This window comes from Streptococcus sp. HMSC067H01 (genome assembly GCF_001814775.1).
GTDB lineage: Bacteria > Bacillota > Bacilli > Lactobacillales > Streptococcaceae > Streptococcus.
In genome coordinates this window covers 216,650-238,097 of record NZ_KV817803.1, presented here as the reverse complement: position 1 = coordinate 238,097, position 21,448 = coordinate 216,650, and the positions used below count along the sequence as shown (strand labels likewise).

The 21,448-nt window shown below is 40.9% G+C and carries 27 protein-coding genes; 24 read left to right on the top strand and 3 right to left on the bottom strand.

Annotated features, from left to right (window positions below):
* Nucleotides 1-2: 2 nt before the first annotated feature.
* From HMPREF2987_RS07665 to groL, 17 genes are all read left to right on the top strand, one after another.
* Nucleotides 3-257 (top strand): DUF1912 family protein, encoded by a 255-nt coding sequence (locus HMPREF2987_RS07665; RefSeq protein ID WP_000119707.1) that lies wholly within the window; start codon nt 3-5, stop codon nt 255-257.
* 75 nt (nt 258-332) lie between these two features.
* Nucleotides 333-623: a DUF4651 domain-containing protein gene (locus HMPREF2987_RS07660; protein ID WP_075230024.1), complete on the top strand. Its 291-nt coding sequence runs from the start codon at nt 333-335 to the stop codon at nt 621-623.
* A complete protein-coding gene (locus tag HMPREF2987_RS07655; protein WP_075230023.1) occupies nt 620-937 on the top strand; it encodes a thioredoxin family protein in 318 nt (105 codons plus the stop codon). The genes HMPREF2987_RS07660 and HMPREF2987_RS07655 overlap by 4 nt, the downstream gene beginning before the upstream one ends.
* Before the next feature lie 13 nt (nt 938-950).
* On the top strand, nt 951-1,577 hold the full coding sequence (gene ytpR / locus HMPREF2987_RS07650; RefSeq protein WP_075230022.1) for a YtpR family tRNA-binding protein: 627 nt from the start codon (nt 951-953) through the stop codon (nt 1,575-1,577).
* 41 nt (nt 1,578-1,618) lie between these two features.
* The gene (locus HMPREF2987_RS07645) at nt 1,619-2,380 is read left to right on the top strand and encodes an SDR family NAD(P)-dependent oxidoreductase (RefSeq protein WP_075230021.1); all 762 of its coding nucleotides are present in this window, start codon (nt 1,619-1,621) and stop codon (nt 2,378-2,380) included.
* 74 nt (nt 2,381-2,454) lie between these two features.
* Nucleotides 2,455-2,850: a single-stranded DNA-binding protein gene (locus HMPREF2987_RS07640; RefSeq protein WP_000282453.1), complete on the top strand. Its 396-nt coding sequence runs from the start codon at nt 2,455-2,457 to the stop codon at nt 2,848-2,850.
* Nucleotides 2,851-3,036: 186 nt separating this feature from the next.
* Complete coding sequence (locus HMPREF2987_RS07635; protein WP_075230020.1) at nt 3,037-4,020, top strand: substrate-binding domain-containing protein; 984 nt, start codon at nt 3,037-3,039, stop codon at nt 4,018-4,020.
* The gene (locus tag HMPREF2987_RS07630) at nt 4,020-5,336 is read left to right on the top strand and encodes a sensor histidine kinase (protein WP_075230019.1); all 1,317 of its coding nucleotides are present in this window, start codon (nt 4,020-4,022) and stop codon (nt 5,334-5,336) included. The genes HMPREF2987_RS07635 and HMPREF2987_RS07630 overlap by 1 nt, the downstream gene beginning before the upstream one ends.
* Nucleotides 5,337-5,342: 6 nt before the next feature.
* Nucleotides 5,343-6,026, top strand: coding sequence for a response regulator transcription factor (locus HMPREF2987_RS07625; RefSeq protein ID WP_075230066.1), 684 nt, complete (start codon nt 5,343-5,345; stop codon nt 6,024-6,026).
* The gene (locus HMPREF2987_RS07620) at nt 6,023-7,321 is read left to right on the top strand and encodes an ABC transporter substrate-binding protein (RefSeq protein WP_075230018.1); all 1,299 of its coding nucleotides are present in this window, start codon (nt 6,023-6,025) and stop codon (nt 7,319-7,321) included. The genes HMPREF2987_RS07625 and HMPREF2987_RS07620 overlap by 4 nt, the downstream gene beginning before the upstream one ends.
* Nucleotides 7,322-7,460: 139 nt before the next feature.
* Nucleotides 7,461-7,898 (top strand): PTS sugar transporter subunit IIA, encoded by a 438-nt coding sequence (locus HMPREF2987_RS07615; protein WP_075230017.1) that lies wholly within the window; start codon nt 7,461-7,463, stop codon nt 7,896-7,898.
* Nucleotides 7,899-7,912: 14 nt separating this feature from the next.
* Nucleotides 7,913-8,407, top strand: coding sequence for a PTS sugar transporter subunit IIB (locus HMPREF2987_RS07610; protein ID WP_000261775.1), 495 nt, complete (start codon nt 7,913-7,915; stop codon nt 8,405-8,407).
* A 56-nt stretch (nt 8,408-8,463) separates the two neighbouring features.
* Nucleotides 8,464-9,306, top strand: coding sequence for a PTS mannose/fructose/sorbose/N-acetylgalactosamine transporter subunit IIC (locus HMPREF2987_RS07605; RefSeq protein WP_075230016.1), 843 nt, complete (start codon nt 8,464-8,466; stop codon nt 9,304-9,306).
* On the top strand, nt 9,290-10,144 hold the full coding sequence (locus HMPREF2987_RS07600) for a PTS system mannose/fructose/sorbose family transporter subunit IID (RefSeq protein WP_180364511.1): 855 nt from the start codon (nt 9,290-9,292) through the stop codon (nt 10,142-10,144). The genes HMPREF2987_RS07605 and HMPREF2987_RS07600 overlap by 17 nt, the downstream gene beginning before the upstream one ends.
* Before the next feature lie 102 nt (nt 10,145-10,246).
* On the top strand, nt 10,247-10,540 hold the full coding sequence (locus HMPREF2987_RS07595; protein WP_075230014.1) for a PTS fructose transporter subunit IA: 294 nt from the start codon (nt 10,247-10,249) through the stop codon (nt 10,538-10,540).
* Nucleotides 10,541-10,675: 135 nt separating this feature from the next.
* Nucleotides 10,676-10,960, top strand: a complete 285-nt coding sequence (groES, locus tag HMPREF2987_RS07590; RefSeq protein WP_075230013.1) for a co-chaperone GroES — start codon at nt 10,676-10,678, stop codon at nt 10,958-10,960.
* A 15-nt stretch (nt 10,961-10,975) separates the two neighbouring features.
* A complete protein-coding gene (gene groL, locus HMPREF2987_RS07585; RefSeq protein ID WP_075230012.1) occupies nt 10,976-12,595 on the top strand; it encodes a chaperonin GroEL in 1,620 nt (539 codons plus the stop codon).
* 92 nt (nt 12,596-12,687) lie between these two features.
* Here the strand turns inward: groL and serS are convergent, their stop codons facing one another.
* From serS to HMPREF2987_RS07570, 3 genes are all read right to left on the bottom strand, one after another.
* Nucleotides 12,688-13,962: a serine--tRNA ligase gene (gene serS, locus HMPREF2987_RS07580; RefSeq protein WP_075230011.1), complete on the bottom strand. Its 1,275-nt coding sequence runs from the start codon at nt 13,960-13,962 to the stop codon at nt 12,688-12,690.
* Between the two features lie 213 nt (nt 13,963-14,175).
* Nucleotides 14,176-14,547, bottom strand: coding sequence for a DUF956 family protein (locus HMPREF2987_RS07575; RefSeq protein WP_075230010.1), 372 nt, complete (start codon nt 14,545-14,547; stop codon nt 14,176-14,178).
* Between the two features lie 2 nt (nt 14,548-14,549).
* Nucleotides 14,550-15,914, bottom strand: coding sequence for an aspartate kinase (locus tag HMPREF2987_RS07570; protein WP_075230009.1), 1,365 nt, complete (start codon nt 15,912-15,914; stop codon nt 14,550-14,552).
* Nucleotides 15,915-16,073: 159 nt separating this feature from the next.
* Between HMPREF2987_RS07570 and HMPREF2987_RS07565 the strand changes: the two genes are divergently transcribed.
* The 7 genes from HMPREF2987_RS07565 (at nt 16,074) to fabD (ending at nt 21,419) form a co-directional block, all read left to right on the top strand.
* Nucleotides 16,074-16,634: a hypothetical protein gene (locus tag HMPREF2987_RS07565; protein WP_075230008.1), complete on the top strand. Its 561-nt coding sequence runs from the start codon at nt 16,074-16,076 to the stop codon at nt 16,632-16,634.
* Nucleotides 16,635-16,744: 110 nt separating this feature from the next.
* Entirely contained in the window at nt 16,745-17,530 is a 786-nt protein-coding gene (locus tag HMPREF2987_RS07560) for an enoyl-CoA hydratase (RefSeq protein ID WP_075230007.1), read from the top strand.
* A 90-nt stretch (nt 17,531-17,620) separates the two neighbouring features.
* Nucleotides 17,621-18,055 carry a fatty acid biosynthesis transcriptional regulator FabT gene (locus HMPREF2987_RS07555; RefSeq protein ID WP_000386343.1) on the top strand — a complete coding sequence of 145 codons (435 nt, stop codon included), beginning with the start codon at nt 17,621-17,623 and terminating at the stop codon, nt 18,053-18,055.
* The gene (locus tag HMPREF2987_RS07550; protein ID WP_075230006.1) at nt 18,055-19,029 is read left to right on the top strand and encodes a beta-ketoacyl-ACP synthase III; all 975 of its coding nucleotides are present in this window, start codon (nt 18,055-18,057) and stop codon (nt 19,027-19,029) included. The genes HMPREF2987_RS07555 and HMPREF2987_RS07550 overlap by 1 nt, the downstream gene beginning before the upstream one ends.
* 56 nt (nt 19,030-19,085) lie before the next feature.
* On the top strand, nt 19,086-19,310 hold the full coding sequence (locus HMPREF2987_RS07545; RefSeq protein WP_060955323.1) for an acyl carrier protein: 225 nt from the start codon (nt 19,086-19,088) through the stop codon (nt 19,308-19,310).
* Nucleotides 19,311-19,531: 221 nt separating this feature from the next.
* Nucleotides 19,532-20,506 carry an enoyl-[acyl-carrier-protein] reductase FabK gene (fabK, locus tag HMPREF2987_RS07540; protein ID WP_075230005.1) on the top strand — a complete coding sequence of 325 codons (975 nt, stop codon included), beginning with the start codon at nt 19,532-19,534 and terminating at the stop codon, nt 20,504-20,506.
* Nucleotides 20,499-21,419 (top strand): ACP S-malonyltransferase, encoded by a 921-nt coding sequence (gene fabD / locus HMPREF2987_RS07535; protein WP_075230004.1) that lies wholly within the window; start codon nt 20,499-20,501, stop codon nt 21,417-21,419. Before fabK ends, fabD begins: the two co-directional genes overlap by 8 nt.
* Nucleotides 21,420-21,448: the final 29 nt, after the last annotated feature.

The following is a 21,448-nucleotide window of genomic DNA, read 5'->3' as shown; positions in this document are numbered from 1 at the left end:
AAATGAGTTACGAGCAAGAATTTATGAAGGAATTTGAAGCCTGGGTTAATACCCAAATCATGATTAACGATATGGCACACAAGGAAAGTCAAAAGGTCTATGAAGAAGATCAAGATGAGCGCGCTAAAGATGCCATGATTCGCTACGAGAGTCGCTTGGATGCCTACCAGTTCTTACTGGGTAAATTTGAAAACTTCAAGGCAGGCAAGGGATTCCATGATTTACCAGAAGGTTTGTTTGGCGAGAGAAATTATTAATTTTTAGAAATTAGAAAGGGGAGGGAAACTCCCTTTTTCATTGTTCCTTGAGCCTTTTTGTGTTACAATGTTAGCATGAAAACGAAAAATATTTTTAAGGCAGGTCTTGCCATAATCGGTCTCGGAGCTCTTGCTTTTGGAGTTAAGAAAGTAGCCGATGACCATAAACTAATGGTAAGTCAAGAAGAATTAACTAGTAAAGTCCGAGAGGAATTCTCAAAAATGGGAGTTATTGCAACTCTTTACGTACAGCTTTACGAAAGTGATATGAATCGCTTGGTCGGAGGTGTCATGTTTGAAGATGGGCGACATTATACCTTTGTCTATGAAGATGAAAATCTCATCTATGAGGAGGAAGTCTTATGATTTCACCTAACAGTTTAGAAGAATTAGCAAATCTAGTAGAACAGGATGGGAAGAATGTCTTCCTTTTTGTTGCGGACTGGTGTGGCGATTGTCGCTATATCTATCCTGCATTGCCGGAGATTGAAGAGGCAAATCCAGAGTTTATCTTTATACGAGTAGACCGTGATGAGTACATGGACTTGGCCAAGCTGTGGGATGTTTACGGGATTCCAAGTCTTGTTGTCTTAGATAAGGGCAAGGAGATTGGACGCTTTGTCAATCGTGACCGTAAAACCAAGGACCAAATTAACGAATTTTTAGCAGGATTAAAATAGGAGAAAAGAAAGAATGATTTTTACATATAATAAAGAACATGTAGGCGATGTCCTTATGGTCATCGTAAAAAATAGTGGAGATGCCAAACTAGATGTTGAGCGTAAAGGCAATGTGGCACGAGTTTTTCTAAAGGAAACTGGTGAAACTGTTGCTTGGAATATTTTTGAAGTTTCTAGCTTATTCGAAATTGAGGAACGTGGCCAAATATTTTTGACAGACGACCAAGTAGCTCGTTTGAACCAAGAATTGCAAGTTCAAGATTTTACCGAAAAGATTATCAATGACAAGGAACCGAAATTTGTCGTTGGTGAAATCGTAGAGATGGTGGCACATCCAGATAGTGATCACCTCAATATCTGCCAAGTGGCAGTTGCGAGTGATAAGACAGTGCAAATCGTTGCTGGTGCTCCCAATGCACGTGTTGGTTTGAAAACCATTGTTGCTCTTCCTGGAGCCATGATGCCAAAAGGCAATCTCATTTTCCCAGGGGAACTTCGTGGGGAAAAGAGTTTTGGTATGATGTGTAGTCCTCGTGAGCTTGCCTTGCCAAATGCTCCCCAAAAACGTGGTGTCATTGAATTATCAGACGACCAGGTAGTTGGAACACCCTTTGACCCAGCTACACACTGGACTGCTTAATCACTAAAAGTGATTTATAATCTTTGCTTGAGGAAAATAGGATGGCAAAAAATGTAGTCATTACAGGTGCAACATCAGGTATCGGTGAAGCCATTGCGCGTGCATATCTAGAGAAAGGTGAGAATGTTGTACTCACAGGGCGTCGAACAGAAAGACTCGAGGTCCTAAAAAACGAGTTTTCAGAAGCATTTCCAAATCAAAAAGTCTGGACCTTTCCGTTAGATGTTACAGATATGAGCATGGTAAAGACTGTTTGTTCAGAAATATTAGAGACTGTAGGTCAGATTGATATCTTGGTCAATAATGCTGGACTTGCTTTAGGCTTAGCTCCTTATCAGGACTATGAAGAGTTGGATATGTTGACCATGCTAGATACCAATGTCAAGGGTTTGATGGCAGTTACGCGCTGTCTTTTGCCTTCCATGGTAGCAGCTAATCAAGGGCATATCATCAATATGGGATCTACTGCAGGTATTTATGCCTATGCTGGTGCAGCGGTCTATTCAGCAACCAAGGCTGCAGTTAAGACTTTTTCAGATGGGATTCGGATTGACACCATAGCTACAGATATCAAGGTGACAACTATTCAGCCTGGTATTGTAGAGACTGACTTTTCTAAGGTCCGTTTCCATGGAGATGAGGCACGGGCGGTGACGGTCTATCAGGGACTTGAAGCCTTGCAGGCGCAAGATATTGCAGATGCTGTTATCTATGTAACCGGTCAACCACGACGTGTACAAATCACAGATATGACCATCATGGCTAATCAACAGGCAACTGGATTTATGATTCATAGAGATTAATATTATTTTTAAAAAGTTACAAATTTTGTAACTTTTTTTGTATTCTTCCGAATTATTAAGTAGGAGGATGAAAAATGTATAATAAAGTTATTATGATTGGACGTTTAACGTCTACACCAGAATTGCACAAAACCAACAATGACAAGTCCGTTGCACGAGCAACTATCGCAGTGAATCGCCGTTATAAAGATCAAAATGGGGAACGTGAAGCAGACTTCATCAATATTGTGGTCTGGGGCAAATTGGCTGAAACCTTGGCTAGTTATGGAAGCAAGGGTAGTCTCATTTCTGTGGATGGGGAACTTCGTACCCGTAAGTTTGAGAAGAATGGCCAGACCAACTATGTAACAGAAGTTCTCTGTACAGGTTTTCAACTCTTAGAAAGCCGTGCCCAGCGTGCTATGCGTGAAAATAATGCAGGCCAAGACTTAGCAGATCTTGTTTTGGAAGAGGAGGAACTTCCCTTCTAGTAATAATAAAGAAAGCTGGTTCGTCAATAGACCGGCTTTTTACTTTATAATAGTCAAATAATTCGGAAGATACTTCTTAGAAATAAAATAGTTGAATAAATTTGTACAATAAAATCAAGCACTTTTTTTGAAAAAATAGTAAAATAAAGTAAAATATATTCAAAATTTTCGGAAAAGGAATGAAATTTGAAGAAAAATAAAGAGAAAATAGAATTGTTGAAATGGCTGAGAAAGCGTCTATTACTGCTGATTCCAGTGGTCTGTGTTCTCTTATGGGTTTTCGGCCGTTGTCAAACAAGTGGCATCAAGAATCAGACTAAAATTGGTGTCACCTATATGACCATGAACAATGGATTCTATAAAAGTATTCATTCGGAAATTAGTCGAATTGCCGATGAAAGAGGAGATCTTGTTTACGTCCGAGATCCAGAATTGGACGAAGAAAGACAGAGCCAACAGATTGATGATTTTTGTGCTCAAAAAGTTGATATGATAGTGATCAATCCGGTCAAGGGGGATAGCCAGTCAATTTTAACTGCACTTGAAAAAGCTAGAAAACAAGGAATTAAAATCATTGTGGTCGATACCCAACTGAAGAATTTTAAGCCAGATGCAAGTATTGTATCCGATAACTACCAAGCGGGAGTATTGATTGCTAAAGAGTTGATGAAACGTTCTTTTAGTGCTCGAGTCCTACTTTTGGAACATAAGGGGACTGTTTCAGCAGATACGAGGATTCAGGGCTTTAAAGACACTATAGAGGGGCACAGTTCTTATCAGATTGTCTCGGAACTGGAAACCAAGGGGCAGACGGAGATTGCTATGCCGGCTGTCCAAAACTTCTTACAGTTAGGGGTTGAAATCAATACTTTGGTTGCCTTAAATGACCGCTCAGCTATAGGAGCTCTGGCTGCAATTAAGGAGCAAGGAATAACTTACCCCATTGCGATTTATGGAATCGATGGTTCACCAGATATGAAATCTTTGTTGCACTCGACGGATGATGTTGTGGGAACTGTTGCACAGTCTCCTTTGAAGATGGGAGACCGTGTGATGGAGGTCATTCAAGATATTGCTGAAGGGAAGAGCTATACCAAAGAGGTGAGCATTCCAGTTGAAATGATGACAAAGGAAAACATTGATCAATTTGATGTGAATGGGTGGCAGTAATGAGAAAGTTTAGAGGTGTTCGATACAGTTTGGCCATTCTTATGGTCGTCAATTTTATCGCTGTTATGCTAAACAGTATCATCTATCTTCAAGCAACTAACTATATCATAGCTCAACGTCAAGCCTCTCTATTATTAGAGCGCCTAGAGCGCATTCCCTTTGCTCCATCTACGACTTTTTGGTTGTCTGCAGTTTTGTTTGCTGGGATTGCTTTGATATCGATGAGTCGATATCGGCCTCAAACGAGTCGATGGTCTATTTTTGATAGGAGGAATATTCTGGAGATTCTCCTGATGCTGCTTCTAATGTGGGTTCAAAATGTAGCTTATAACGGGCTCATTCTCTTGGTTTTTGCGGATATCTTCTATGGTTCCAAAGAGTTGAATACCAAGAGAGACCGGAAGTATTGGTTTGCCTTTATCCTAGTGAGCTTCTTGATGCTCCTTGTGACAAATTCAGATGTCTTTTCGCTTTTCTTCCCGATTCCGTCCTTAGATGTCTATATTCATTTTTATCCTGAATCTATCCGCATTCTGGCCTTTTTCTTAAAGAATTCCCTTTATGCCTCGAATATGGTACTCTTCATTATTTCACTTTTGTTTTATATTATGAACGTTCTTGCGGAGAACCACGAAGTAGAGGAAGAATTGGCCATGGTGTCCAAGGTTAATACGGAGTTGAACAATTATATGGCCTTGTCTGAGAAGATTGCAGAGGATCGGGAGCGTAAGCGGATTGCTCGTGAGATTCATGATACTCTGGGGCACGCACTAACAGGCATCTCAGCAGGTTTAGATGCTGTTGGGGTCTTGATTGATATCGATCCAAATCGGGCAAAAGAGCAGGTGAAAAACGTATCAGAAGTGGTCCGTGAAGGAATCCAAGATGTGAGAGGTTCTCTTAATCGTCTTCGTCCGGGAGCCCTTGAGGGACGAACTCTCAAAGATGCTTTAGAAAAGACCATCCGCGAGTATCAAATTCTTTCCAACCTACAAGTTGATCTAAACTATGAATGGGTAGATGTCGATATGGATGTCATGATTGAAGATACGATCTTTCGTGTCATACAAGAGTCTATGACTAATGCGGTTCGCCACGGTCACGCCAGCCAACTAAGACTCCATTTTTTTGAGGATAAAGAGAATTATTTGATCGCTTTGCAAGATAATGGGGTTGGGTTTGAAAACTTAACTTATGGGTATGGACTCAAACAGATGATGGAGCGTATTTCCATACTAGGAGGACAGCTTCAATTTGAAAGTCGTGATGGATTTTTCACACGTGTCAGTTTACCAAAATATAAAGAAGGGAGATAAGATATGGTGATAAAAGTAATGGTGGCAGATGACCAAGCCTTGATTCGAGAATCTTTGAAAATTATTTTGTCGGCTCACTCCGACATCGAAGTGGTAGCTACAGTGGAAGATGGGAATCATGTCTTGTCCAGCATTCCACAGACGCATCCTGATCTGATCCTGATGGATATTCGGATGCCAGGCATGGATGGGGTTTTGGCGACAAAAGAAGTAAAAGAACACTATCCGGATATCAAAATTATTATTTTAACAACTTTTGACGATGATGAATTTATCTATAGTGCACTCAAGTATGGTGCTTCAGGATATCTATTAAAAGGAGCCTCGACAGAAGAGCTCTATGAGGCTATTAAGGTGGTGCATCAGGGTGGAGCTATGATCAACCCCAATATCGCAAGCAAGGTCTTTCAGATATTCTCTCAAATGGCCAAATCGAATTTCTCTATTGCTGTGGATGAGGACAATGTCAAGGATTTGAGCACGACAGAATGGCGAATTATTCAGGAAGTCGGTTATGGCGAGTCAAACAAAGAAATTTCTGCAAAACTCTTCTTATCAGAAGGAACTGTGCGCAATTACCTATCAACGATTTTGGCGAAATTAAACCTAAGAGATCGAACGCAATTAGCAATTTGGTCAGTTCAAACAGGAGTGACTAGACGCGATTTTTCAAAAGGAAATACGGAATGAAATTAAACCGAAAGCATCTTTGTTTGAGAATTGTTCTCCTTTTTGTGGTCTCTGTGAGTACTGGTTTTTATTGGTGGAAACAACAACCGATCGTGCTCCATATAGGCGTTTATGCAGGGTCTAGTTGGGATGTACCAACCAGTCAACGCTCCCATGCTTTGGACCTTGCGATTCAAAAATTTGAAGAGTCCCATCCTAATGTCCATGTGGAATATGAAAATGGGATTCCACAGTCAGATTATTCAGACTGGCTCTCAGAAAAGATTGTTTCAGGAAAGACGCCGGATGTGTTCATGGTCTCTGAGCAAGATCTATCCTTATTGGCGGCGCGTGGCGTTCTAGAAAAGTTAAATGGCTATATGAATCAAGAAGACCAAGCTGCTTTTTATCCTATTGCATTTGAATCAGGTGTCTATCAGGGGCAATCCTATGCCTTACCTTATGAAAGTAATCCTATTTTGATGTGTGTCAATAAAGATTTGCTGGACAAAGAAGGCATTGATGTTCCCAAGGAAGGTTGGAGCTTGGAAGAGTTCTATACAATTTGTAAAAAACTAACAAAAGATACCAATGGAGATGGGCAATTGGATCAGTTTGGGAGTACAGAATATACCTGGAAAGAAGCTTTGGCAGCAAATGGGGGAAGTCTCTTTCAAGGTGGGATGCTTAAACTTACGGCTCCAGAAGTCAAAGAATCATTGACTTTTCTGCAAAAATTGGAAGACCTGAATAAGAACTACAAGGTGAGTTACAAAGATTTTGACCAAGGGAAAGTCGCTTTTTATCCCATGACTTTGGCTCAATATAGAACCTATAAACCTTATCCTTACCACGTTTCTAAATATTCAAACTTTACCTGGACCTGTATCCCTATGCCTGCTAAGTCAAAAACTACCAATGCGACTTTGGTTACGACGACTTCTTTTGCCATGTCTGCTCGGACTCCTCATTCCAAGTTAGTTTGGGAATTGATGCAATTGTTGACAGAAGATCCAGAAATTCAACAACTCCTCTTTGCTCAATCTCAAGGGATTTCCGTTATGCCACAGGTGGTACAAAGTCAATCTAGTAAAGATCTTCTACAGGTAGATGATTTTGGCACGGATTCCTTGACCAATCAGACCTTGAATCGTATCATGGAACAAGCTGTTGAAAGTAGTCCCAAGAATGTCTCTAAAGAAATGTTGGAAAAGCTGGACTACTTGATTGGCAATGCTTTGCGCGATCAAGATGTCGAGAACCGCTTGCCTCAAATTCAGAGGGAAATTGAAAGTAGTCTTCAGGTAGGAGTTTAAAAAAAATAAGATGACATTGTGTCAAGTGACAGATGTCATTTTTTTGTTGCTAAATGTCATGTTTATCATGTGACATTTGACAATGTAAAAGCGCTTCCAAATATTCTACAATAGAGTCAAATAAAGGAGGCGTAGCAAAATGAAATATCTCATTTTTGTCAGTCATGGTGGATTGGCAGAAGGACTAAAAACATCGCTAGCTATGTTTGCTGGTGACAAGATGAATCAGGTCATCGCAGTTGGACTTAAAGAAGGAAAATCGGTCGATGACTTTGCAGTTGATTTTAGAGAGAGCATTTCAGAATTGACAGCAGATGATTCTGTGCTGGTCTTAGCAGATATTGTAGGTGGTAGTCCATTAACTACGGCAGCCACTGTCCTAGAAGAAGCTGGAAAGCTAGATGGAGCTTTGATCCTTGGTGGGATGAACCTGACCATGGCTCTGACAGCAGTTGTGATGAAGGATGTGTTGGATGGAGACGATTTGTCAGCAACTATCTTATCAGAAGCAAAATCTGCACTACAACCTTTTGAAGTTTCAGCCACTAGTGCTGAAGAAGATGATGACGATATTTAATAGGGAGGTACCTTATGGTAGTAACATTTGTACGGATTGATGACCGCATGATTCACGGTCAAACAGTCACACGCTGGGCAAAAGAAAAACCATGTGATGGTTTGATTGCCGTAAACGATGCAGCAGCATCAAACAAGGTTTTGATCCAAGCTTACAAAGGAGCATCAGACAAGAAAACCTTTGTATGGACAAAAGAAGCCTTTAAAGAAAAGTCAGCAAAAGTAACGGAATCTGACAGTCGGTACTTCTTGATTACCAAAAATCCAATCGATATGAAGGAAATTTTGGTGGATCAAGGTTTTGTCCCAGGAGATGTTAAAGAAATCATCGTTGGCCCTGCAAATGATCGACCTGGTGCAGTGAAATTGGGCAATAACCAATCCATCACACAGGAAGAAGCAGAAGCCTTTCAGGCTATTCAGGCAGCAGGTTACAAGGTTAAATTCCAATTGTTGCCGGATGTTTCAATTGGTTACTGGGATGATTTCAAATCTAAATTTGGTTTTTAAAACTAACAGTCTTATCTGTTAGGTAAATAAATTTACAAACAAAAGGAGCGTTTGTTATGACAATTTCATGGATTCAAGCAATCTTGCTTGGTATTTTCGCCAGCTTGTCTTCAATGCCTGGTATGGGAGGTACCAGTATCGGGAACTATACACTCGGTCGTCCCTTGATCGGTGGGTTGATTTCAGGTTTAATTCTTGGAGATGTGACAACTGGTATTATGGTCGGGGTTGCCCTTCAAGTCGTTTATATCGCCTTGGTAACACCTGGTGGTACCGTATCTGCCGATGTTCGTGCCATCTCTTATATCGGTGTTCCTCTTGCTATCTTGTTTGTGCATGCCAATAACATCACAGACGAAGCTGGAATTGCCGCAGCTGCAGCCCCAATCGGTGCGGCCGTTGGGACAATCGGTACTGTTCTTTTCTACGGTACAGCTACAATGAACTTGCTTTGGCAACACATTGGTTGGAAAGCTGTTGCAGAAGGAAACTTCAAAAAACTCTACGCAGTTGACTGGGTTTATCCTTGGATTTCTCACTTCCTCTTCTCTTTCCTTCCAACTATGATTATCACCAAATATGGTGAAAACATGGTTGATTTGATGAAACTTTACCTTCCTATGGATGGTTTCTGGATGAAAGCCCTCTTTACAGTTGGAGCCCTTCTCCCATGTGTCGGTATTGCTATCTTGTTGAAACAAATTGTTACAAAAGCAACTGATTTCATTCCATTCTTTGTTGGATTTACCTTGGCTAAATCTCTTGGATTGAACTTGGTAGCTAGTGCTGTTGTTTCATTAATCTTTGCAGTAATCTACTATGAACTTGAAGTGATTAAATCTATGAAAGCAGCTCCAGCTGGAGTGGTGTACGTAGACGATGATGAGGAGGATATTTAAGATGGCTGATAGAAAGAAAATTTCAAAGAAAACATTAGCAAAAGCATTTCATCATTGGTATTATGGCCATTTGACTTGTTTCTCTCAAGAACACATGCAAACCTTCGGGTACTTAACTTCTATGCTTCCAATCGTAGAAGAAATGTATGACACAAAAGAGGAACAAAAAGATGCCATGCAAACTTATACTGCTTTCTTCAATACTGAACCACAACTTGGATCTCTTGTTGTAGGGATTACAGCTGGTTTGGAAGAAGCGCGAGCAAACGGAGATGCAGTGGATGGTGAAACCATCAATGGTATGCGTGCCGGTTTGATGGGACCAATCGCTGGTATTGGTGACTCTTTGGTCGTTGGGACCTTGATTCCAGTTCTTTTGGGGATTGCCCTCGGTCTTTCTAAAGGTGGTAACGTTGCAGGGGCTATCTTCTATATCATCGTGTGGAACCTCTTGGTATACTTTGGCATGCGCTTTGCCTTCTTTAAAGGGTATCAATTAGGAGATAAAGCCGTTGAATTCCTAGTAGGACCAAAAGGACAAGCACTTCGTAAAGCAATCAGCGTTGTCGGCGGTATGGTTATCGGTGCGGTAGCAGCAACTTGGGTATCTGTTACAACAGCTCTTCAATTCGAGAATTCTGAAGGGAAAGTATTCTTAAATATCCAAGAAAAGATTGATGGTGTTTATCCAGGTCTCTTGACAGCAACTTTCATCACTATTTGCTGGTGGTTAATGTCTAAGAAAAAAGTTTCACCAAACAAAGTTATGTTGCTTCTAGTTGTTGTCGCTTTGGTCGGTGTTGCTTTAGGTATCTTTGACCCACATCTTAATTACTAAGCTCAAGAAAAGCACATATTTACTAGTAGAAAATTTTGAGAATGAAGTAGACTAACCTCCTTCTCTTACCCTTCATTCTCAATTTTTGTCAGGAGGATCCTCATGGTTACAAAACAAGAACTTATTAATGGATATGAAACAGAAATTAAGTATCAACGTCATATGATTGAAAATCTTGGCCGTTGGTTTAGCTTACTCTTTATCATTGCCAGTATAGGTATGGTCTTGATTTATCTCTTTCATAAAAGCTTCCTCCCAATTTTAATTTTTGGAATTTTACTTGCCTTGGTTGGAATATTGGGAATGGTGGTTTTTGGATATGGTATCTATCGAGGACGGATCAATCTCCAAAAAGTCGTCGATGATTTTAATCGAAAGTTAATAATTCTAAAGTGATCTTTAAGGAACATCTCATTCATTTTGAGGTGTTTTTTTCTTGACTATTTCTGACTAAGTGATACAATAGAACTATGGTTTAGCACTCATATGCAAAGAGTGCTAATAATATGATTGAATTATGGAGGAAAACAGATGTTGAAACCATTAGGAGACCGTGTGGTCTTGAAAGTTGAAGAAAAAGAACAAACTGTTGGAGGCTTTGTCCTCGCAAAATCAGCCCAAGAAGAAACAAAAACAGCTACAGTAGTGGCTACTGGCCAAGGTGTTCGTACCTTGAGTGGTGAACTAGTTGCTCCAAGTGTAAAAGTTGGAGATCAGGTTTTAGTTGAAGCTCATGCAGGCATTGATGTCAAAGATGGTGATGAAAAATACCTCATCGTAGGTGAGGCTAGTATTTTAGCAATCGTTGAAGAATAGAAGGAGAAAATAAGTATGGCAAAAGACATTAAATTTTCATCAGACGCTCGTTCTGCTATGGTTCGCGGTGTGGATATCCTAGCAGACACTGTTAAAGTAACCTTGGGACCTAAAGGTCGTAACGTTGTTCTTGAAAAATCATTTGGTTCTCCATTGATTACCAATGATGGTGTAACAATCGCTAAAGAAATCGAATTGGAAGACCATTTTGAAAATATGGGTGCCAAATTGGTATCAGAAGTAGCTTCTAAAACCAATGATATCGCTGGTGACGGTACAACTACTGCAACAGTCTTGACACAGGCGATCGTTCGTGAAGGAATCAAAAACGTTACTGCCGGTGCAAATCCAATTGGGATTCGTCGTGGGATTGAATCGGCAGTTACTGCAGCCGTAGAAGCCTTGAAGAATAACGCTATCCCAGTTGCCAACAAAGAAGCTATCGCGCAGGTTGCTGCTGTATCCTCTCGTTCTGAAAAAGTAGGTGAGTACATCTCTGAAGCCATGGAAAAAGTTGGTAAAGATGGTGTTATCACTATTGAAGAATCACGTGGTATGGAAACAGAGCTTGAAGTCGTAGAAGGAATGCAATTTGACCGTGGGTATCTATCACAATACATGGTTACTGATAATGAAAAAATGGTTGCAGACCTTGGAAATCCATACATTTTAATCACAGACAAGAAGATTTCAAATATCCAAGAAATCTTGCCACTTCTAGAAAGTATTCTTCAAAGCAGTCGTCCGCTCTTGATTATTGCAGATGATGTTGATGGTGAAGCACTACCAACCCTTGTCTTGAACAAAATTCGTGGCACTTTCAACGTAGTTGCTGTTAAGGCTCCTGGTTTCGGTGACCGTCGTAAAGCTATGCTTGAAGATATCGCAATCTTGACAGGTGGTACCGTTATTACTGAAGACCTTGGACTTGAGTTGAAAGATGCTACCATCGAAGCTTTAGGTCAAGCAGCTAAAGTGTCTGTAGATAAAGATAGCACAGTCATTGTTGAAGGTGCAGGAAATCCTGAAGCGATTGCTAACCGTGTAGCTGTCATCAAGTCTCAAATCGAAACAACAACTTCAGAATTCGACCGAGAAAAACTCCAAGAACGCTTGGCTAAATTATCAGGTGGAGTAGCAGTTATCAAGGTCGGTGCTGCAACTGAAACTGAATTGAAAGAAATGAAACTCCGCATCGAAGATGCCCTTAATGCTACCCGTGCAGCAGTGGAAGAAGGTATTGTTGCAGGTGGTGGTACTGCCTTAGTGAATGTCATTCCAGCTGTTGAAGCTTTAGAATTGACAGGTGATGAAGCAACAGGACGTAGCATTGTTCTTCGTGCCTTGGAAGAACCAGTTCGCCAAATTGCCTACAATGCAGGCTATGAAGGTTCAATCGTTATCGATCGTTTGAAAAATGCAGAAGCTGGTACAGGCTTTAACGCTGCAACAGGTGAATGGGTGAACATGATTGAAGCAGGTATTATCGATCCTGTTAAGGTTAGCCGTTCAGCCCTTCAAAACGCAGCTTCAGTTGCAAGTCTTATCTTGACAACAGAAGCCGTTGTGGCTAACAAGCCAGAACCGGTAGCACCAGCTCCAGCTATGGATCCTTCAATGATGGGTGGTTACTAGAGAATATAAAAATAACAGGTAGAATGAAAGATTTTCTACCTGTTTTCTTACATGAAATGCAAAAGAGGAAGTTATGCTTCCTCTTGTTTATTTTATGGTTTGATAACTTCAGCTCCACCCATGTATGGACGAAGAACTTCAGGAATAGTTACAGAACCATCTTCATTTTGATAGTTTTCAAGGATAGCAGCGACGGTACGTCCAACAGCAAGTCCAGAACCGTTCAAGGTGTGAAGAAGTTTAACTTTACCATCTGCTTCATCACGGTAACGGATTTGGGCACGACGTGCTTGGAAATCTTCTGTATTTGAACAGCTTGAGATTTCTCGGTAGGTATTTTGTGCAGGAATCCAAACTTCCAAGTCGTAAGTCTTAGCAGCTGAGAAGCCCATATCTCCTGTAGAAAGAGCAACTACACGGTATGGCAAGTTTAGTTTTTGAAGAATGTTTTCAGCGTTGGCTGTCATTTTCTCCAATTCTTCGTATGATTCCTCAGGTTTGGCAAATTTCACCATTTCAACTTTGTGGAATTGATGTAAACGGATCAAGCCGCGAGTATCGCGACCAGCAGAACCAGCTTCTGAACGGAAAGATGGGCTCATAGCAGTAAAGTAGATTGGTAGATCTTTGCCATCGATGATTTCATCACGGTAGTAGTTAGTTAAAGGTACTTCAGCGGTAGGAATGAGGACGTAGTTCGTATCTTTCAATTCAAACGTATCTTCCTTGAATTTTGGATATTGACCAGTACCAAACATAGAATCGTGGTTAACCATGTAAGGGGTAATGACTTCAGTATAACCTTCCTTACCATGTTCATCCAACATAAAGTTGTAAATAGCGCGTTCTAAGCGAGCTCCAAGGCCTTTATAGAAGAGGAAACGAGCTCCAGTGACTTTTCCACCACGTTCCCAGTCAAGAATACCAAGGTCTTCTCCGAGATCCCAGTGGGCTTTTGGTTCGAAGTCAAACTCGCGAGGAGTTCCCCAACGGCGAACTTCTACATTATCATCTTCATCAGCACCAATTGGAACACTGTCAGCTGGGATGTTTGGAAGAGTAGTGGTAAATTCTGTCAATTTAGCATCGATTTCAGCTAATTCTGCATCGAGTGCTTTGACTTCGGCAGATAGGGTTTGCATGGCAGCAATCTTATCATCGGCATTTTCCTTGTTGCGCTTAGCTTGAGCAATTTCAGCAGAAACCGTGTTACGCTCTGCCTTGAGGGTTTCAACCTTAACCAAGATGTCACGACGTTTAGCATCGATTTCTTTCATCTCGTTCAAGATAGCAGCATCTACACCACGTGTAGCCAATTTTTCTGCGACAGCATCAAAGTCTGTACGAATACGTTTGATATCTAGCATATAAACTCCTTTATGAAAAAAGCACATCTGACAAAGCGTTGGAGTGGCAGAGCCACGGTTCCATCCAACTTCACAGGTGTGCACTTGATTCTGTATTTGATTTAAAACAACGGTAGAATTTCACCTATCTCTCCTATCTGCTCGCAGCATCCGCAGACTTTCTGAAAGAAGAGGATAACCTACTTATCCGTTGCTATGATTATACTAAACTTTCTATTTTTTTGCAAATAGATTTTTTATTTTTTTGCCAATGATTTGGAGTAAGGTGGGAAGTTTGACAACCTTGTTGTTTCCGATTTTTTCTCGAGCAATCTTAAGGATTTTTCCAGAGTCTTTTGAGGCGAAGAGAAATTTTCCTTGATCTGTAAAGACTTCAAAATGCCGACTAACCTTGCGACCTGAAACATTGGCTCCAATTTGATTGACACTGGTCCAAGGAATTTGGATATAATCCTCAATATTGCGATCCGAGTAAAACTCTAAGGCTTGGTCTCCTACCAGAAATTTTCCAACTTTACCTTGTATAGAAAGGTAAGAAGTTCCAGTAGTTTGTAGGTCAATGACCTTGTTGAGAGATTGTGCCATACTTAGTCTTCCTTACTTTCTCCGAAAAAGGCCTGGTAGAGCGCCTTGATAGCAGCTTTTTCTTGGTCTTTTTGGACAACGAACATGATAGAAACCTCACTAGAACCTTGTGACATCATTTGGATGTTAATGTTGTTTTCAGATAGGGCACGAGTGGCTGTAGCAGTTACCCCGATGTGGCTCTTCATTTTTTCCCCTACAATCATGATGATAGAGAGGCCGTGTTCAATTTCAGCATGGTCGACTTCAGCCTTTTGGACAAGTTGGCGGAGAATTTCTTCCTCTTTGATAGGAGTCAGCTCACGTTCACGAAGGATGATAGAGAGATCATCGATACCTGTAGGCATGTGTTCCCAGCCGATATTAAGGTCTTCCAAGATTTGAAGGGCTTTACGACCAAAACCAACTTCACGGTTCATGAGGTATTTAGACATATTGATGCTGACAAAACCAGCATCACTGGCAATACCTACCACAGGGAATTTATCACTGCTATGTTTGAGAACAATGCGGGTACCTGGATGGTCAGGATTGTTAGTATTTTTGATAACGAGAGGAATTTTACCACGGTAGGCAGGAAGAAGGGCTTCATCGTGTAGTACAGAGAATCCTGCATAGGCCAATTCACGCATTTCACGGTAGGTCAATTCAGGGATAGAGTGTGGCTTATGGATAATACCAGGGTGAGCTGCAAAGATTCCATCTACATCAGTAAAGTTTTCATAGAGGTCAGCTTTGACACCAGCAGCAATGATAGAACCAGTAATATCTGATCCTCCACGTGAGAAGGTACAAATTTGATCTTCTTTCGTAACACCGAAGAAACCAGGGATAACAAGAACTTCAGTTGAATTTGTCAATTCCTCGATTTTATCATAACTTGATGGGATGATTCGCGCATTTCCAGGTTCGCTCGTAACGACGATACCAGCTTCTCTAGGATGAACATAACGTGCTTCCAAGCCATTTTGGTTGAAGTAGGCTGCAATCAACTTGGCATTGTTATTTTCTCCTGCTGCTAAGAAGGTATCGTAGAGAAATTCATTGTCTTCAATTGGAAGAGTTGCGAGAGCACGGATGCTTTTTGAGATTTTTTCTAGAACTGTGGGTTTGAGTTTTAGCTCACTAACCATGGCAGCATAACGATCAATAATCCAGTTTTGACGTTTACTGATATCGTTACCAGCTACATAGTCGCGGTAGTATTTAATTAAGGCATCTGTCACCTTAGTATCCTCGGCGTCACGTTTGCCTGGAGCAGATACAACTACGAAACGACGTTCAGGGTCACTTTTTACAATGTTTAAAACTTTTTCTAACTGACTAGCAGAGGCAAGCGAGCTTCCACCAAATTTAACAACCTTCATAAGAACTCCTAAAGTAAGTATTTTATACGATTATAGCAGAAAGAGGGGCTTTTTTCAAACTGAAAAATATCCTATACAATTGTTTGAAAGTCTCATCAGAAAAGCTTATAATAAAGGTGTAGGAGGAAAGACTCTTCTAATGAAAGGAGTTGGGGGAAGATGATTAAAAGAGTAGTTTGTTTAATCATACTAGTCCTTACCTTCGTGATGATTCCTACAAATATCGGAGCAAGGTCTCAAGCTCTTCCCAGTGGTCGTTTGACCGGAGAAGAATTAGCGATGGAGTATGCGCAGGAGCGTCAGATTTCAGTTGAGAGGGCAAAAATTATCTTATCTATCGGCTTGTCAGATAGTAAGGCAAGGACCTATCGAATTCTCTCTGAAAAACTTATCGTCAATCCTAACTATGAAGCTAGAGTCAAGTTTTATTGTCGAACAGATGAAAGTGGACAATTTAGAGGAATCACGAAACTCTTAGCGACAAGTCTGGTCAACAAGGACGGAGACAAGGAAGCTCCTTTTACAGGCAATCTTTTTGCCTACCTTGAAGATCCAAATCGTATTTTTTACATGGTTTCAGGAGAATTCTACTATAAAGGATCCAACCAAGCACAGCTCTATCAGAGAGAAGGAGGGCGGATGCTTGAAGTGATTTATGATTTCATGGATGATACAAGTACTGGTTTTCCTGTATTTTTAGAGACCAAACTAAGGTTTTAAAATCGGCCGAGACACTTTCGGTCGATTTTTCTCTTGTCTAAAAAGCCGGAAAAAGATATAATTTGAAAATAAAATAATTTAAACATCGTTGTAATTTGAAAGGAGTGGCTATGAATCATATTATCTATCAAATTCAGGACGATCTAGCGATGCTTACTCTGAATCGTCCTGAGGTAGCAAATGGTTTTCATATTCCTATGTGTCAGGAAATTTTAGAAGCCTTGGAATTGGCTGAAAAAGATAGTGCTGTTTCCTATATTCTCATCAATGCAGCAGGCAAGGTTTTTTCTGTCGGAGGAGACTTGGTAGAGATGAAACGAGCTGTCGATGAGGATGATATTGCCTCCTTGACTCAGATTGCAGAATTAGTCAATGCCATTTCTTATAAAATAAAGCAAATTCCTAAGCCTGTCATCATGGAAGTAGATGGAGCAGTTGCTGGTGCAGCTGCTAATATGGCCTTGGCTGTTGATTTCTGTATTGCATCGGACAAGGCTAAATTTATTCAAGCCTTTGTAGGCGTAGGCTTGGCTCCAGATGCGGGTGGTATATTCTTGCTGACACGATCTCTAGGAGCGACTCGGGCAACGCAGCTGGCTATGACCGGTGAAGCTTTTACAGCTGAGAAGGCTTTAGAAGCAGGAGCTGTCTATCGTCTGTGTGCTAGTGATCAACTGGAAAAGACAAGAGAGCAACTATTGAAGAAGTTGAGAAGAGGTTCTACTAACTCTTACGCAGCCATTAAGAAATTGGTCTGGGAGAGCGAGTTTAAGCAGTGGCATGAATATGCCAAATTGGAACTGGAGCTACAGGAAACTCTATCTTATACCGAAGATTTCAAGGAAGGTGTTCGTGCACATTCTGAAAGAAGACGTCCAAAATTTTTGGGGAAATAATAAAATACTTGCGCAATTCTTTGAAGTTTGATATACTTTTTTTGTCAAATGTTTTGATAGTTAAACTTTTTGATGAGGGAGGGAAGAAAATTGGACTACCAACGGATCAATGACTATTTAACATCTATTTTTAATAACGTCCTGGTGATTGAGGAAGTGAGTTTGAGAGGTAGTCGTTTCAAGGATATCTCCATCAAGGAAATGCACACGATTGATGTGATTGGCAAGTTTCCAGATGTGACTCCAAGTCAAGTGTCCAAAGAGTTGATGGTAACTCTAGGAACCGTGACAACTAGCTTAAACAACTTGGAACGAAAAGGTTACATCGAACGCTTACGTTCAGATCAGGATCGTCGTGTAGTACATCTGCATTTGACCAAGAAAGGTCGACTCGTACATCGTCTCCATAAACGTTTCCATAAGGCCATGGTCGAAAGAATTATCGAAGGCATGAGCCCAGAGGAAATGGACGTCATGAGTAAAGGTTTGACCAATCTTTATCAATTTTTGGAGGATTTGAAATAATGGCTTTTGCGAAAATAAGCCAGGTTGCTCATTATGTTCCAGAGCAGATTGTCACAAATGAGGATTTAGCTCAGGTTATGGATACGAGTGATGAATGGATTTCAAGTCGAACTGGAATCAAAGAACGCCGCATTTCTAAGACAGAATCAACAGGAGATTTGGCAACGGCAGTTGCAAAACAACTTCTAGAGAAGTCAGGGATTTCTGCTGAAGAGTTGGATTTTATCATCCTAGCTACGATGACACCTGACTCAATGATGCCTTCTACTGCAGCACGTGTACAGGCTCGTATTGGTGCTCGTAAGGCCTTTGCATTTGATCTAACCGCCGCTTGTAGTGGTTTCACCTTTGCCCTTTCAACTGCTGAGAAATTCATATCATCTGGACGATTTAGAAAGGGCTTGGTCATCGGTAGTGAAACTATGTCCAAAGCCTTAGACTGGACAGATCGTTCAACAGCTGTCCTATTTGGAGATGGAGCTGGTGGCGTCTTGTTAGAAGCAAGCGATAAGCAACATTTCCTAGCGGAGAGTCTCAATAGCGATGGTTCACGTAGTGAGTGCTTGACCTATGGGCAGACAGGCTTGACTTCCCCATTTTCAGTTCAAGAAAAGCCAGATGCTTTCTTGAAAATGGATGGACGAGCAGTTTTTGATTTTGCAATTCGAGATGTTGCTAAGTCTATCAAGGAGACCATAGAAATGAGTCCTGTATCTGCAGAAGAGCTAGACTATCTCCTGCTTCATCAGGCCAATAACCGTATCTTGGATAAGATGGCTAGAAAAATCGGTGTAGATCGAGATAAGCTTCCCGCAAATATGACCAAGTATGGCAATACTAGTGCGGCAAGTATTCCGATTTTACTTTCAGAGTGTGTAGAAGAAGGGCTCATCCATTTGGATGGTAGCCAAAAAATACTCTTGTCAGGCTTCGGTGGAGGTTTGACATGGGGCACGCTTGTTGTTACAATTTAGGTAATCATGTGGTGAACACATTGTTATAAAAACTATTTATTTTAAAGGAGTCTATCATGGCAGTATTTGAAAAAGTACAAGAAATTATCGTTGAAGAACTTGGAAAAGACGCATCAGAAGTAACACTTGAATCTACTTTTGATGATTTGGAAGCAGATTCATTGGACTTGTTCCAAGTAATCTCTGAAATCGAAGATGCTTTTGATATCCAAATCGAAGCAGAAGACAACTTGAAAACAGTTGGTGACTTGGTTGCTTATGTTGAAGAGCAAACAAAATAATTTATACTCTTCAAAAATCAAATTCAAACCACGTCAGCTTCGCCTTGCCGTACTCAAGTACAACCTGCGGCTAGCTTCCTAGTTTGCTCTTTGATTTTCATTGAGTATTAAATAAACGGAGAAGGAGTAGGGAAACCCGCTCCCTCTTGTTCAGGTAATAGTTTGACAGTCAAAGTATAATATGGTCGAACTATTACCTAAGCAAGACTCATGGAGGTGCTATGAAAACACGTATTACAGAATTATTGAATATTAAATATCCTATCTTTCAGGGAGGAATGGCCTGGGTTGCTGATGGTGACCTAGCGGGTGCTGTTTCAAAGGCAGGTGGTCTGGGTATCATCGGTGGAGGAAATGCTCCCAAGGAAGTGGTTAAGGCCAATATCGATAAGATTAAATCATTAACAGACAAGCCATTTGGTGTCAACATTATGCTTTTGTCTCCATTTGTTGAAGATATCGTTGATCTTGTGATTGAAGAAGGGGTTAAGGTTGTTACAACTGGCGCAGGGAATCCAAGTAAATACATGGAACGATTCCATGAGGCAGGGATTACTGTTATTCCAGTTGTCCCAAGTGTGGCTTTGGCAAAACGCATGGAAAAAATTGGTGCGGATGCCGTCATTGCTGAAGGTATGGAAGCTGGGGGACACATTGGCAAGTTAACAACTATGACCTTGGTTCGTCAAGTTGTAGCTGCTGTTTCAATTCCTGTTATCGCTGCTGGTGGTATTGCAGACGGTGAGGGTGCAGCTGCTGGCTTTATGCTTGGTGCAGAAGCTGTGCAAGTAGGAACTCGTTTTGTAGTTGCTAAAGAATCGAATGCTCATTCAAACTATAAGGCTAAGATTTTAAAAGCTCGTGATATCGACACAACGATCTCAGCACAACATTTTGGACACGCAGTTCGTGCCATTAAAAACAAATTGACTCGTGATTTTGAACAAGCTGAAAAAGATGCCTTTAAACAAGAAAATCCAGACTTAGAAATCTTTGAACAAATGGGCGCTGGAGCCTTAGCTAAGGCTGTTGTCCATGGTGATGTAGATGGCGGTTCAGTGATGGCTGGTCAGATTGCAGGTCTAGTTTCGAAAGAAGAAACTGTTGAAGAAATCTTAAAAGATATTTACTACGGTGCAGCTGAAAAGATTCAAGCAGAAGCTGCTCGTTGGGCAGGAGTTACAAGAAATGACTAAAACAGCCTTTCTATTTGCAGGTCAAGGAGCCCAGTACCTAGGAATGGGACGTGAGCTATACGACCAATATGCTATCGTCAAGGAAACAATCGACAAAGCGAGTCAAGTCTTAGGTTATGACCTTCGGGACTTGATTGACAACGATGAAACAAAGCTAAATCAGACTCGTTACACGCAACCAGCTATTCTAGCTACATCCGTTGCTATCTATCGCCTTTTAAAGGAAAAAGGTTACCAACCTGATATGGTGGCAGGTCTGTCTCTTGGAGAATATTCTGCCCTTGTAGCTAGTGGTGCCTTGGATTTCGAAGATGCAGTGGCTCTAGTTGCTAAACGTGGAGCTTATATGGAAGAAGTGGCACCAGCAGGATCAGGGAAAATGGTAGCTGTGCTTAATACACCGGTTGAAGTAATTGAAAAAGCTTGTCAAGAAGCTTCTCAACTTGGTGTTGTTACTCCAGCTAACTACAATACGCCGAGTCAAATTGTTATTGGTGGTGAGGTAGTGGCGGTAGATCGTGCGGTTCAACTCTTGCAAGAAGCAGGAGCAAAACGTTTAATTCCGCTCAATGTTTCGGGACCTTTCCATACAGCTTTATTGGAATCTGCTAGTCAAAAATTAGCTCAAGTCCTAGAAGATGTTGAGTTTAGTGACTTTGCTTGTCCACTTGTTGGCAATACAGAAGCAAAGGTCATGGAAAAAGAACGAATTACAGAACTCTTGACTCGTCAAGTTAAGGAGCCTGTCCGTTTTTATGAAAGTATTGCAATCATGCAAGAAGCGGGAGTCACTCGTTTTATCGAGATTGGTCCTGGAAAAGTCTTGTCAGGATTCGTCAAAAAGATTGATAAAACAGCTCAACTTGCTAATGTGGAAGATCAAGCAAGTTTACTAGCACTCTTAGAAAATTAGACCAAACTGGTAGAAGTTCTGAAAGGAGA

What these genes read in the sequence shown, in the direction of transcription:
- HMPREF2987_RS07600 (WP_180364511.1), top strand. Translation starts at nt 9,290, where the DNA reads ATGAGGAGGATATTTAAGATGGCTGATAGAAAGAAAATTTCAAAGAAA.
- HMPREF2987_RS07605 (WP_075230016.1), top strand. Translation starts at nt 8,464, where the DNA reads ATGACAATTTCATGGATTCAAGCAATCTTGCTTGGTATTTTCGCCAGC.
- groES (WP_075230013.1), top strand. Translation starts at nt 10,676, where the DNA reads ATGTTGAAACCATTAGGAGACCGTGTGGTCTTGAAAGTTGAAGAAAAA.
- serS (WP_075230011.1), bottom strand. Translation starts at nt 13,962, where the DNA reads ATGCTAGATATCAAACGTATTCGTACAGACTTTGATGCTGTCGCAGAA.
- HMPREF2987_RS07570 (WP_075230009.1), bottom strand. Translation starts at nt 15,914, where the DNA reads ATGAAGGTTGTTAAATTTGGTGGAAGCTCGCTTGCCTCTGCTAGTCAG.
- HMPREF2987_RS07575 (WP_075230010.1), bottom strand. Translation starts at nt 14,547, where the DNA reads ATGGCACAATCTCTCAACAAGGTCATTGACCTACAAACTACTGGAACT.
- HMPREF2987_RS07545 (WP_060955323.1), top strand. Translation starts at nt 19,086, where the DNA reads ATGGCAGTATTTGAAAAAGTACAAGAAATTATCGTTGAAGAACTTGGA.
- HMPREF2987_RS07550 (WP_075230006.1), top strand. Translation starts at nt 18,055, where the DNA reads ATGGCTTTTGCGAAAATAAGCCAGGTTGCTCATTATGTTCCAGAGCAG.
- groL (WP_075230012.1), top strand. Translation starts at nt 10,976, where the DNA reads ATGGCAAAAGACATTAAATTTTCATCAGACGCTCGTTCTGCTATGGTT.
- ytpR (WP_075230022.1), top strand. Translation starts at nt 951, where the DNA reads ATGATTTTTACATATAATAAAGAACATGTAGGCGATGTCCTTATGGTC.
- HMPREF2987_RS07620 (WP_075230018.1), top strand. Translation starts at nt 6,023, where the DNA reads ATGAAATTAAACCGAAAGCATCTTTGTTTGAGAATTGTTCTCCTTTTT.
- HMPREF2987_RS07640 (WP_000282453.1), top strand. Translation starts at nt 2,455, where the DNA reads ATGTATAATAAAGTTATTATGATTGGACGTTTAACGTCTACACCAGAA.
- HMPREF2987_RS07565 (WP_075230008.1), top strand. Translation starts at nt 16,074, where the DNA reads ATGATTAAAAGAGTAGTTTGTTTAATCATACTAGTCCTTACCTTCGTG.
- HMPREF2987_RS07560 (WP_075230007.1), top strand. Translation starts at nt 16,745, where the DNA reads ATGAATCATATTATCTATCAAATTCAGGACGATCTAGCGATGCTTACT.
- HMPREF2987_RS07660 (WP_075230024.1), top strand. Translation starts at nt 333, where the DNA reads ATGAAAACGAAAAATATTTTTAAGGCAGGTCTTGCCATAATCGGTCTC.
- HMPREF2987_RS07615 (WP_075230017.1), top strand. Translation starts at nt 7,461, where the DNA reads ATGAAATATCTCATTTTTGTCAGTCATGGTGGATTGGCAGAAGGACTA.
- HMPREF2987_RS07610 (WP_000261775.1), top strand. Translation starts at nt 7,913, where the DNA reads ATGGTAGTAACATTTGTACGGATTGATGACCGCATGATTCACGGTCAA.
- HMPREF2987_RS07645 (WP_075230021.1), top strand. Translation starts at nt 1,619, where the DNA reads ATGGCAAAAAATGTAGTCATTACAGGTGCAACATCAGGTATCGGTGAA.
- HMPREF2987_RS07655 (WP_075230023.1), top strand. Translation starts at nt 620, where the DNA reads ATGATTTCACCTAACAGTTTAGAAGAATTAGCAAATCTAGTAGAACAG.
- HMPREF2987_RS07595 (WP_075230014.1), top strand. Translation starts at nt 10,247, where the DNA reads ATGGTTACAAAACAAGAACTTATTAATGGATATGAAACAGAAATTAAG.
- fabK (WP_075230005.1), top strand. Translation starts at nt 19,532, where the DNA reads ATGAAAACACGTATTACAGAATTATTGAATATTAAATATCCTATCTTT.
- HMPREF2987_RS07630 (WP_075230019.1), top strand. Translation starts at nt 4,020, where the DNA reads ATGAGAAAGTTTAGAGGTGTTCGATACAGTTTGGCCATTCTTATGGTC.
- fabD (WP_075230004.1), top strand. Translation starts at nt 20,499, where the DNA reads ATGACTAAAACAGCCTTTCTATTTGCAGGTCAAGGAGCCCAGTACCTA.
- HMPREF2987_RS07665 (WP_000119707.1), top strand. Translation starts at nt 3, where the DNA reads ATGAGTTACGAGCAAGAATTTATGAAGGAATTTGAAGCCTGGGTTAAT.